The sequence below is a fragment of the Desulfonatronum sp. SC1 genome (assembly GCF_003046795.1).
Lineage (GTDB): Bacteria > Desulfobacterota > Desulfovibrionia > Desulfovibrionales > Desulfonatronaceae > Desulfonatronum.
Genome location: NZ_PZKN01000010.1, coordinates 107,447 through 118,139, shown reverse-complemented (window position 1 = coordinate 118,139; position 10,693 = coordinate 107,447). Strand labels below are relative to the sequence as shown.

Here is a 10,693-nt window from a genome sequence, read left to right as displayed (position 1 = left end):
GCCTCAGGCCCCAGCTCCACCCACGGCCAGACCCTACACCGTGCTCGGCCAGACCTATCACCCCCTGACCTCGGCGGACGGGTTTTCGGAAGAGGGCGTCGCCTCCTGGTACGGGCCGCAGTTTCACGCCAAGCGCACCGCCAGCGGCGAGGTCTACAACATGTACGACCTGACCGCGGCGCATCGTATCTTGCCTATGCAAACCAAGATTCGGGTCACCAACCTGGAAAACGGCAAGTCGGTGGTCTTACGGGTCAACGATCGCGGTCCCTTTGTCGGGAACCGAATCGTGGACCTGTCCTACAAGGCGGCTCAGGAACTGGATGTGATTCGACCGGGATTGGCCAGAGTGCGGGTGGAGGCTTTGGGAAGGTGGCCGGGCGGAATTCCCGGCAGGTTCTTCGTGCAGGTCGGGTCGTTCTCCCAGCGGGAAAACGCCGCCCGCCTGATGCAGGAAATGCGCGGCAGGGGATACTCGGGTAGCAGAGTGGTCCAGGCCGAAATCGACGGCCAGACCTTCTGGCGGGTTCAGGTGGGCGAATTCAGCAACCTGGATAATGCCGAAGCAGCCAGGAGCCAAATCGCCCGCCAGACACCGGGAGCATTCGTTATTGCGGATTGATTTCGGCGCGAAACTTCTTGGAAAGCCGAAAAACTACCACCTTACGCGGATCCAGGGTGATGGTTTCGCTGGTCTGCGGGTTGCGTCCCTTGCGGGCCTTTTTCGGGTAGGCCTCGAACTTGCCGAAACCGCTGATCAGCAACGCATGATCCCGCTTCACGGCGGTCTTCATGATCGATAGCAGGGACTCCACCATTTTTTTCACCTCGCCCCGGCTTCGATCCACCTTGTCGTAAATGGTGTCCACGATTTCCGCTTTGGTCAGTGTTCTGCTCATGGTTGCTCTCCGGTGGTTCTCATCTTGGTTGCAGGGTTAATGAAAAGTCGAGTTTGACCGAGTCTACTTGGTCGCCGTTGCCAATCAGCGCTGAAGATCAACACTGTCTGATCAACGCTACTTGGCCAACGCAGCCCGAATGGACTCAGCGACGGACTGCATCGCTTCCTGACTGGGATACGCCGCTTGCGGCCAAAGCTGCAAACCGTCGCCCTCATACCGGGGGATCAAATGGAAGTGGGCATGATCCACCAGTTGTCCGGCGGCCCGGTAGTTGTTCATCATCACGTTCAAACCGTCGGCGTTCATAGTCGCGCGGATCGCTCCGGCAACCGTCTGCATCGCCTCCAGCAACTCGTCGCCCAAATCCGGAGGCAGATCCCACAGGGTGGCGTGGTGCGCCTTGGGTATGACCAGAGCGTGGCCTGGATGAACCGGGGCAATATCCAGAAAGGCCATGGTGTTCGGTGTGGTGTGGATCGTCGCCGAGGGAATCGCGCCCCGGACAATCTCGCAAAAGATGCATGTGGACATTTTTGGCCCTCAGGTTTGGGGGTTTTGCGGCAAGCTGCTTCAGGGTCGACCGGGGTCGCGAGTCTGGGGCCTGCGAGGACTGTCGGGCCTCCCCGCCTCGCGAGGAACTCCGTTGCGCCCCCCTCATCAAACTCAATGGCCACCCGAGCGCGGCCGAAGGCTGGTCCTGATCTACCCGAGACCTTTTACTTTTTCAACTCCCTTTGCAACATCTCCTAGACAACACCATGAACCGGCTGCGTCTTTTTCACCCGGAACCCGCCAGAAAACGTCTTCGGATCATCCCGGTTTTCCTGCCCTACCACGGGTGCCCGTACCGCTGCATTTACTGTGCTCAGCACCTCCAGACCGGCATGACCAGCGGCGCTGAAACCGCCGCTGGAGAACCGGCGCTGAAAGCAATCCATGCCAATATGGTCCAAAGCCTTCAACAACTGACGACAACCGGCACGAAAAATAGCGGCGTTGCCTTTTACGGAGGGACATTCACGGCCCTGCCCATGGAGTGGCAAGAACTCTTCCTGAAGACCGCGCAGTCGCATCGAGCAGATGGAACCATCACCCATATCCGTTGTTCCACCCGTCCGGACTGCGTCAATGCGAAGCACCTGCTTTGGCTGCGCGGAATCGGCCTGGACATGGTGGAACTGGGGATTCAAAGCTTCGAGCCGGACGTCCTGCGCCAATCCCGACGAGGCTACGACGGAGAAACCGCCGTAAAGGCCTGTCTCGCGGTTCGCAAGTCCGGCCTGGAGCTGGGCGTCCAACTGATGCCCGGCCTGCCGGGTTCGACCATTTCCGGATGGTTTCGGGACGTCGACCAAACCCGCGCTCTGGCCCCAGAAACCGTGCGCATCTACCCCTGCCTCGTGTTACGCGGCACCCCGCTCAGCCAAGCCCACAGCGAGGGCTCCTATCGCACCTGGTCCTTGCCCATAACGGTCTGGGCCGTTAGCCGGGCCCTGAATTCCTTCTGGAGACAGGGCATACCAGTGATCCGAATCGGGCTTGCCCCGGAGGGAGCGCTGACTCCAGCCATCCAGGCCGGCCCCTGGCACCCGGCCTTGGGGCACATGGTCAAATCCCACGCCCTGCGGTCATGGCTCACCCAAGCCATGACCGCACTGCCCGAAGTCCCACGACAAATGTACATTCCGAGACGCTTCGCCGCCGAATTCTGGGGCCACGGACGCGAGCACGCCCGCACATGGCGACGTTTGGGCCTGACCCCGGCCAACGTCGGGAGTTGGGAGCGTCCGTATTTTCTGGTGACGACCCTCGCGTGCGCCCTCCAGAAATGATCCCGTTTTTTCCTGCTTGTCGACCAACGCCTTGACTCCACGGACGCCTCTTTGTAAGGAATCGAATTCGACAGTTGACGACGTGCGTCGTAATTCCGAACGAAAGCATGAGATTCCTCGGCATCCGAACATACCGGTTCGGCGTAACTTCTGAAATACTGGCGAAATATTGGCGAGATACCGGCGAGATACCGGGCCTTGATTCAAGGAAGGCACGAACTTTCTCGTTTTAATCACGACGCAGCCCAAAGCTACTTATTTGCATCCCATGCAGGACGAAGGAGAGTACCATGAAACGGACATATCAGCCGAGCAATACCCGGCGCAAGCGCACCCACGGTTTTCTGACGCGCATGAAGACGAAGAACGGACGAGCCATTATCCGCCGCCGTCGCGCAAAAGGCCGCCAACGGCTGGGCGTTTAACGCTCAGGCCCGCGGACAAGATCAGGGTACGCGCGGAATTCACGCAGTGTTACACCAAAGGCAGGAAATACCATTCCCGGTATTTCCTCCTTTTTTTTCTGCCAGATACCGCGCCCTGCCCGGCTCGGGGGCCGCGCCTGGGCATCGCCGCGGGCCGCAAAATCGGCACGGCGGTCCGGCGCAACCGCATCAAGCGCTTAACTCGCGAAGCCTTCCGCCTTGGACGTGACCTGTTCCCGGACAATGTTGATGTCGTCGTGGTCGTAAAACGAGGCATCAATATCAGCCCACTCAAGCTTGCCGACATCCAGAAGGATTTCCGAGGCGTCATGCAGAGGGTTCGTCGGGATTCCGGGTCGACAACCGCTGGCTCTCCTCTGTGAGATGAGCCCCGCCCTGGACGGTCCCTCTGGGTCACGCCCCAACCTTGACCTTACGTTCATCGCCATGCGCTACTTGCTTATCCTGCTGATCCGAGGGTATCAACTCGTCGTTTCCCCTCTTCTCCCTCCCAGCTGCCGCTTCATTCCTTCGTGTTCGGAATACGCCAAGCATGCGCTGGAAACGCACGGCCTTGTGAAGGGAACCATGCTCAGCGCATGGCGCTTGCTGCGCTGCCAGCCCTTTTGTGCAGGCGGGCTGGACCCGGTTCCGGAACCCCGGTCCACGGCATATAGGCCCGCCGCTGTTCCATCCCCGTCGGCCGTCGCAAACCTCAACCCCCCCAATTCCTGAATCATGGATCACAAAAGAGCTTTCCTGGCAATCACCGTTTCCTTGTTGTTTCTGGTCCTTTGGAGCTGGATGTTCTCTCCTCCTCAGCAACCAACTCCGCAACCGGACTCCTCCACCGCTGAGTCCCGACCAGAAACACGACCGCTCCCGGAAATCCAGCCCATCGACCCGGCCCTGGCTCCTCAACCCATCGCTCCCAGGGACCAAACGGAGGGAGAACCGGAAGCAGGGCCAGACGTCCAACCGGAAACACCGCTCGACCTGGGATTTATCGGCTCGGCGACGCCCCGCGGACAGCGGATCACGGTTCGCAGCCCGCTTTTCGAAGCGGTTTTCAACTCCGAGGGCGGGGTGCTGGAACATTTCAAGCTACTTCAGTACCGCCAAACCATCGAGTCGAACGCCCCTTTCGTAGACTTGGTCGACTCTCCTGACCCGCGCAAGCGGCCTCTCGGCTTGCTCTGGAACGACCAACCCACATGGATGCAGGGGGAGTGGACCGTCGAAGGGCATAACCTGGACCTTACCCGTGGTGAACGCGGCTCCCTGTCGTTTACCGGCCGCTTCGGACAACTGGAACTGGTCCGCACCTTCAGTTTCACTGGAGACAACTACCTGATCGAGGAACATCTTCAGGTCCGCAACCACTCACCCAACCAGATCGGCGCCACCCTCGGCTTCACCATGGCCAGCGAACCCTTGAGCGCCATCCAGGACCGCTACACCCCGACCCAGGTCATGTATTACGACATCGGTGGACTGGAAAAGGAGCGCAAGGACAAGAACCTGCTGCCGGGCATCCGTTCCGACACGGCGGTCCGCTGGGGCGCGGTCCAGAGCAATTACTTTCTGGCCGCCGTGATCCCCGGCTTTTCCGACCCGGTGTTCAAGGCGCGTCTTGAAGATGGCATGCACCGCTTGGTCATGGAAACCAGAAACTTTTTCCTGGACTCCCAACTGGAAATGCAGTTTCGGTCCACCTACTACTTCGGCCCGCGGGAACGGGAAGCTCTCTCGGTCGCTCCCGGAAACCTGCTCGAAGCCCTGCATTACGGCTGGTTCGACCTCATCGCCAGCCCGTTGATCCAAGTGCTGAACTTCTTCCACGGGTACGTCCACAACTATGGGCTGGCCATCATTCTGCTGACCTTGGTCATCAAGCTGATCTTCTTCCCCTTGTCCCAGAAGAGCTACAAGTCCATGCAGCAGATGAAGAAGCTGCAACCCATGATGCTCAAGCTGCGCGAGAAGCATAAAGACGATCGTCAGAAGATGAACGAAGAGATGATGCAGCTCTATAAGACTTACAAAGTCAACCCCCTTGGAGGCTGTCTCCCCATCGCCGTGCAGATTCCGGTGTTCATCGCTCTGTATCAGGCCCTGATGGGGGCCATCGAGTTGCGCCACGCCCCGTTCATCACCCATGTTCCGTTCACGGACATCATCTGGCTGGCCGACCTTTCGGCCCGTGACCCCTACTACGTCACCCCGATCATCATGGGGGCGACCATGTTCCTGCAGCAAAAGCTGACCCCCGCTCCGGGGGACCCCATGCAGGCCAAGATCATGCTGTTTTTACCGATCATTTTCACCTTTTTGTTCTTAACTTTCCCGTCGGGTTTGGTCCTCTACTGGCTGGTGAACAACGTCCTCTCCATCGCCCAACAGTGGTGGGTGATGCGCGAACCAGCCAAGTCGTAGGCCCCAACCGTCGCCGGTTCGTCCATCGGTCGCGGCCAGGCCGTCCACCGATGGTGAAGGAGACCAACGTCAACATGAGTGAGCCAAAGGAATTTCAAAGCAAAAGTGTCGATGACGCCATCGAAGAGGCTTGTTCGTTTTTTTCTTGTGTCCGCGATGAATTGGAAATAACGATAGTGGAGGGCGGTTCAGCCGGGATCTTCGGGCTGGTGGGCGTAAAAAAAGCCAGGATCAAGGCCCAACCCCGAGTCCGGCTGTCAGAGTTGGAAACCATGATCCGCGCGGTCACGGAACGGATCACCGCCGCCATCGTGGATAACCCTCGGGTCGTGGTTGAGCATCAGTCCGATCTGATCAAGGCCACCATAAAATCCTCCGACGACATGGACCGACTCCTGGGACGCGACGGACAGGTGCTCGGAGCGGTGGAATACGTCGTCAACCGGATCGTTGCCCGCCGCTGGCCCAGCGCCGTGCGGATCATGCTCGACGCCGACGGGTTCCGGGAGCGCCAGGACCAGGAACTCAGCGCCCTGGCCGTGACCCTGGCCGAAAAGGCCAAGTCCACGCAATCACCGCAAAGCACCAAGCCACTCCCCTCCTATCAACGCCGCATCGTCCATATGGCCCTGCAGACGGTCATGGACATCCAGACCAAGAGCAAGGGCGACGGGCCGTTAAAACGCGTCCTGATCATTGCCAAGGCCCCTCCTTCCCAGGACGACGCCAAAGCCGAGAGCCTGCCACAGCAAGATTCATGACCGCTTCGGCCCAGGAAGCCATCTCCACCATCGCCGCCGTGGCCACGCCTCTCGGCCACGGCGCGGTGGGCATCATCCGCGTCAGCGGCCCGCGGGCCAAGGTCGCCGTCCTGGCCCGATTCACATCGCTCCATCCGAAATTCACCGACTTTCGCCCCTATCACCTGCACCACGGGCACATCCTGGGCGAGGACGGGCGTATCCTGGACGAGGTTCTGGCAGCCTTCATGCCCGGCCCGGGATCGTTTACCGGGGAGGACGTGGTGGAAATCCACTGCCATGGGGCCCCGGTGGTTCTGCAAGCCGTCCTGGAGTCCATCCTGGCCCAGGGAGTCCTTCCCGCCGGTCCGGGCGAGTTCACGCAACGCGCCTTTCTCAACGGCCGCATGGACCTGACCCAGGCCGAAGCCGTGGCCGAAATCATCGCCGCCACGTCTCCATCGGCTTCTCTCCTGGCTCAAACCAAGCTTTCCGGAGCCCTGAGCTCCTGGCTCCACGACCTGCGATCCACCCTGGAGGAACTCCGGGCCCAACTGTGTCTCGCGGTGGATTTTCCGGAAGAGGATCTGGAATGTCTCGCGCCGGAAGATTTTTTACGCGCCGTGGAGCGCATCCGAGATCAAATCCGCGCCGTCCTGGACAACTCCCGCCGCAACCGCATCTGGAACGATGGGGCACTATGCGTTCTTTCCGGGGCCGTGAATGCGGGCAAATCCAGCCTGCTCAACCTGCTTCTGGGTCGGGAGCGGGCCATTGTCAGCGCCACCCCCGGAACGACCCGTGACTATCTTGAGGAACGCCTTTTTCTCCAGGGGCTCGAGGTTCGGCTGGTGGACACCGCCGGCGTACGTCAGGACGCCGACGCCGTGGAACGGGCCGGCTTGTCCCTGGCTCGAGAACTCCAGGAGAGGGCGGACGTGATCCTTCTGGTGATGGACAACGCAACCCAGGGCGAGGGGCTTGCTGCGACCTTCCAGGCCGCATTCCCTCCGGAAACGCCTTCGGCGAGGCAACCGGCAGCCGACCTGAATCAAGAATTACCGGAACCCAAATCGATCCTTGAAATCTTCCCCGTCTCCAAAACCCTGGTCGTGGCCAACAAGGCCGACCTTCCCCCGGCTGCTCCTGAACCCGTCGTCGCCTTGGCCCGGCTCGGCTATGCCGTGGTTCACCTCTCGGCCAAGACCGGTCAGGGTCTGGACGCGTTGCAGAACGCCATGCGCTCCATGCTCACGAGCAAAGCCCCGACGCCCCGTCCGGACACCCTGACTCCAAACCTGCGCCAGTCGCTGGCCTTGGAACGGGCGGACCAGGAACTGACGCTTCTGCGCGCCGACATCCATGCGGATCTGCCCTATGACCTGCTCGGGGTTCGTCTGGAGTCCGTCAGCGTCATCCTCGCTGAAATAACCGGAGAAATAACATCGACGGATGTCTTGGAATCCATCTTCAGCAAATTCTGCATTGGAAAATGACGCTGCCCCCGAAACGGTGCGCCCCTGCGCGGGGCGCACCGGGATCGTCCTCTCCCGACAAGGCCGGATGGCCCGGGTTCAGATCCGTGAATCCCGGCAATGCGCCGCCTGCTCCTGCTCAACTCCTCAGGTCCGGGACCACTCCCCCCCAACGCGCATCCTGACGGTCGTGAATACCGTCGATGCCGAAGTCGGCCGGCATGTCCGGATCGTGGACTCGTCCCGAGCCGCCGTGGCCGCTCCCGCCGTGCTGTTCGGCATTCCCTTGCTGGGCATGCTGTGCGGTGCTCTCGGCGCGTATTGGATCACGCCGTTTCCCTCCGAGGATCTCAACGCCCTGATCGGGGCCGCGGCCGGATTGGCATTTGGAGTCGCCGGAGCCCGGTTGACCGCGAGTTCCAGGTTTGCCGGCCCTGAACACTCTCCTCAGGCCGTCGAGATCCTTTCCGATCCCAAGGATTCCCTTCCATGACCTAATCCCCAGCCCACCTCGGGGGATACATGCCCTGCCCTTGCCCCCGCACCCGAAGGCCTCACCTAGTCACCCGTTGCAACGGAGTTCCAACCAGGGGTGGCTTTGGAAGCTACCTGTAATTGATAAAGAAAATCATACATATAGACACTGAAGTCTTACGCTCTCTTTTTCACAAACAGCGCCCACGCCTTGACAACACGCCCCGGCTCATCTAGCAAGTCCTACTTAAAAACCCGCCTTTCAGAGAGGTTTTTCAGGTATCCGGAAGCCTCCCCCAAGTTCACCCGCAAGCCGTCCGGCCTTCACGCGGACGGTTCACATGGAACGCGATGATAACGCGAAGAATACGGGGAGGCCGGGGGGCCGGTGCGTGATCTTTACTGTCGAAATCCCCTCAAACCCGGAGGGGTTTTTGTCTTTTTCGGCCCAAGGGGTTCAGAACCTCGTTCCGCTGATTCCGGTTCGAGGAGCGACGTTGTTCATGTCAAAGGAGCGTACATGTGAAACAGTGAACATAAGTAAAAATCATAGAGTACTCGTCATCCGGCAAAGGCGTTTTTTTTCACCACCGCAAGCAACTCCGCTCGATAAATTGAGAAAAAGGGAGCGATTTTCATGGCATACAGGAAACTAGTACTGGGCTTGTCCGGGTGCCTGTTCGTTTTGGTTTGCGTGCTTTTTCTACAGGCCGACGTGATGAGCATGATCAGCTCTTCCGGAAAGGATTCCGGCAGGGCCGATTTGATCATGATCCAGGCCATAGCCAAACAGACCACGAAACAGGCCCCAGCCGTTCAATTTTTACACGATGCGCATACCGAAGTCCTGGCGGAACAGGGCAAGGACTGCGCGGCCTGTCACATCAAGGACGACAGCGGCACGATCTCCTACAAATACATGCGCCTCGAGGACCCCGCCGCGAACCGGTTGAAGGACCTGTATCACGACAACTGTACAGCCTGTCACGCGGAAAACGCCAAGGCGCGGATGGCCAATCCCGGCCCTCAGATCGGCGAATGCCGCAAGTGCCATGTTGAACCAGCGCCCCACACCCAAGCTTGGGTTTCCGGCGGCATGGACAACATGCTGCACTATATCCACTGGGACTCGGACCTGATCGCCAAGGACGAAGGCAAGGACACCAACTGTGGACAGTGTCACCACGAATATGACGAGGACAAGCAGGAACTCGTCTACATCCAGTTCGCCGAGGAAGGGTGCCGCTCCTGTCACACGGCCGACCCCCAAGAACCCGTCAAGGCCAACCTTTCCGAGGCTTTCCACGGCCAGTGCGTAACCTGCCACCTGGAGAACAAGGAAGCCCAGGCCGAGCGCAACGGTCCCTTGGACTGCGCCTCCTGTCACGGCGGGCCGCAACGCCTTGAAATGCAAGCCAAATTCGCCGAAAAGCTGGAAGAAATGGACGGCGTGTTACCTCGCCTGCCCCGCAACCAGCCCGATGCCGTGCTGCTGGCGGCCAAACTGCCCGAGTTGCCCGAGGACGCCACTCGGCCGACCCTGATGTACCCCGTACCCTTCAACCACGAACTGCACGAACAGGCCACGGATGCTTGCCGAGATTGCCACCACGAGACCCTGAAGAGTTCCTGTACGGACTGTCACACTCTGCAAGGTTCGGAGCAGGGCGGCTACATCACCCTGGAGCGGGCCATGCATGCCCCGGACAGTAAGTCCAGCTGCGTGGGCTGCCACAACGAAATGAAGCAGGATCCCTCCTGCGCCGGCTGCCACGCCGCCATGCCCCAGGGAACCGAGCCCCCGGCTTCCAGCTGCGCCTTGTGTCACGTCAACCCGGACATTCTCGCCCAGCGTCCCGACGGGCATCAGACGACGGATTACGCGGACTACACCGAGATGCTCATTCCGGCCCAGACCGACGGCAGACAGCCCGCCGGAGAGCCGGTGATCGTTCCCGAGGACAAGGAAGGCCGCGCCGCCCTGGCCCAACGGCTCATCGACCTGCGTCCCAAGGAAGCCTTGCTGATCGCCGAAGAAGACATTCCCGACGTGGTCAAGATCGACGTTCTGGCCGATGAGTACCAGCCTGCGGAACTGCCCCACCGCAAGATCGTCATGAGCATGATGGAGAAGATGAAGGACGACTCCCTGGCCACCTCCTTCCACGCGACTCCGGTGACCATGTGCCAGGGCTGCCACCACAACAGCCCTCTCTCCAAGACCCCGCCGAGCTGCCAATCCTGCCATGACCAGCGCTCACAGGAAGGGCGCCTTGGCCGACCGGGTCTTTTGGCCGCCTACCACATCCAGTGCATGTCCTGCCACGCGGAGATGGGCCTGGAAAAGCCCGCGGCCACGGACTGCACCTCTTGCCACAAACAGAAAGAGAACTGACAGCTCGTAAGGAG

At 60.3% G+C, this 10,693-nt stretch carries 12 protein-coding genes; 10 read left to right on the top strand and 2 right to left on the bottom strand.

Translation table 11 applies throughout. The features are described from left to right. Positions 1-622: septal ring lytic transglycosylase RlpA family protein (locus C6366_RS07625; RefSeq protein WP_107736740.1), on the top strand; the 622-nt coding region annotated here is incomplete at its 5' end. Here the strand turns inward: C6366_RS07625 and C6366_RS07620 are convergent. Beyond that, a complete protein-coding gene (locus tag C6366_RS07620; RefSeq protein WP_107736726.1) occupies positions 609-899 on the bottom strand; it encodes an integration host factor subunit alpha in 291 nt (96 codons plus the stop codon). The genes C6366_RS07625 and C6366_RS07620 overlap by 14 nt on opposite strands. 117 nt (positions 900-1,016) lie before the next feature. After that, entirely contained in the window at positions 1,017-1,433 is a 417-nt protein-coding gene (locus C6366_RS07615; RefSeq protein ID WP_107736725.1) for an HIT family protein, read from the bottom strand. Between the two features lie 227 nt (positions 1,434-1,660). Here C6366_RS07615 and C6366_RS07610 point away from each other — a divergent pair, with 227 nt between their 5' ends. From C6366_RS07610 to hmcA, 9 genes are all read left to right on the top strand, one after another. After that, on the top strand, positions 1,661-2,734 hold the full coding sequence (locus tag C6366_RS07610; protein ID WP_107736724.1) for an elongator complex protein 3: 1,074 nt from the start codon (positions 1,661-1,663) through the stop codon (positions 2,732-2,734). 290 nt (positions 2,735-3,024) lie between these two features. After that, the gene (rpmH, locus tag C6366_RS07605; protein WP_028572398.1) at positions 3,025-3,159 is read left to right on the top strand and encodes a 50S ribosomal protein L34; all 135 of its coding nucleotides are present in this window, start codon (positions 3,025-3,027) and stop codon (positions 3,157-3,159) included. 20 nt (positions 3,160-3,179) lie between these two features. Further along, positions 3,180-3,542, top strand: a complete 363-nt coding sequence (gene rnpA / locus C6366_RS20660; protein ID WP_107736739.1) for a ribonuclease P protein component — start codon at positions 3,180-3,182, stop codon at positions 3,540-3,542. A 1-nt stretch (position 3,543) separates the two neighbouring features. After that, complete coding sequence (gene yidD / locus C6366_RS07595) at positions 3,544-3,894, top strand: membrane protein insertion efficiency factor YidD (RefSeq protein WP_306460424.1); 351 nt, start codon at positions 3,544-3,546, stop codon at positions 3,892-3,894. A 3-nt stretch (positions 3,895-3,897) separates the two neighbouring features. Continuing rightward, the gene (gene yidC / locus C6366_RS07590; protein WP_107736722.1) at positions 3,898-5,595 is read left to right on the top strand and encodes a membrane protein insertase YidC; all 1,698 of its coding nucleotides are present in this window, start codon (positions 3,898-3,900) and stop codon (positions 5,593-5,595) included. 74 nt (positions 5,596-5,669) lie between these two features. After that, the gene (gene jag, locus C6366_RS07585; protein ID WP_107736738.1) at positions 5,670-6,356 is read left to right on the top strand and encodes an RNA-binding cell elongation regulator Jag/EloR; all 687 of its coding nucleotides are present in this window, start codon (positions 5,670-5,672) and stop codon (positions 6,354-6,356) included. After that, on the top strand, positions 6,353-7,831 hold the full coding sequence (mnmE, locus tag C6366_RS07580; protein WP_107736721.1) for a tRNA uridine-5-carboxymethylaminomethyl(34) synthesis GTPase MnmE: 1,479 nt from the start codon (positions 6,353-6,355) through the stop codon (positions 7,829-7,831). The genes jag and mnmE overlap by 4 nt, the downstream gene beginning before the upstream one ends. Continuing rightward, entirely contained in the window at positions 7,821-8,303 is a 483-nt protein-coding gene (locus tag C6366_RS07575) for a SoxR reducing system RseC family protein (RefSeq protein WP_158269688.1), read from the top strand. The genes mnmE and C6366_RS07575 overlap by 11 nt, the downstream gene beginning before the upstream one ends. Positions 8,304-8,921: 618 nt before the next feature. Then, a complete protein-coding gene (gene hmcA, locus C6366_RS07570; RefSeq protein WP_107736719.1) occupies positions 8,922-10,679 on the top strand; it encodes a sulfate respiration complex hexadecaheme cytochrome HmcA in 1,758 nt (585 codons plus the stop codon). Positions 10,680-10,693: the final 14 nt, after the last annotated feature.

What these genes read in the sequence shown, in the direction of transcription:
- C6366_RS07620 (WP_107736726.1), bottom strand. Translation starts at nt 899, where the DNA reads ATGAGCAGAACACTGACCAAAGCGGAAATCGTGGACACCATTTACGAC.
- yidC (WP_107736722.1), top strand. Translation starts at nt 3,898, where the DNA reads ATGGATCACAAAAGAGCTTTCCTGGCAATCACCGTTTCCTTGTTGTTT.
- jag (WP_107736738.1), top strand. Translation starts at nt 5,670, where the DNA reads ATGAGTGAGCCAAAGGAATTTCAAAGCAAAAGTGTCGATGACGCCATC.
- C6366_RS07615 (WP_107736725.1), bottom strand. Translation starts at nt 1,433, where the DNA reads ATGTCCACATGCATCTTTTGCGAGATTGTCCGGGGCGCGATTCCCTCG.
- mnmE (WP_107736721.1), top strand. Translation starts at nt 6,353, where the DNA reads ATGACCGCTTCGGCCCAGGAAGCCATCTCCACCATCGCCGCCGTGGCC.
- yidD (WP_306460424.1), top strand. Translation starts at nt 3,544, where the DNA reads ATGAGCCCCGCCCTGGACGGTCCCTCTGGGTCACGCCCCAACCTTGAC.
- hmcA (WP_107736719.1), top strand. Translation starts at nt 8,922, where the DNA reads ATGGCATACAGGAAACTAGTACTGGGCTTGTCCGGGTGCCTGTTCGTT.
- C6366_RS07610 (WP_107736724.1), top strand. Translation starts at nt 1,661, where the DNA reads ATGAACCGGCTGCGTCTTTTTCACCCGGAACCCGCCAGAAAACGTCTT.
- rpmH (WP_028572398.1), top strand. Translation starts at nt 3,025, where the DNA reads ATGAAACGGACATATCAGCCGAGCAATACCCGGCGCAAGCGCACCCAC.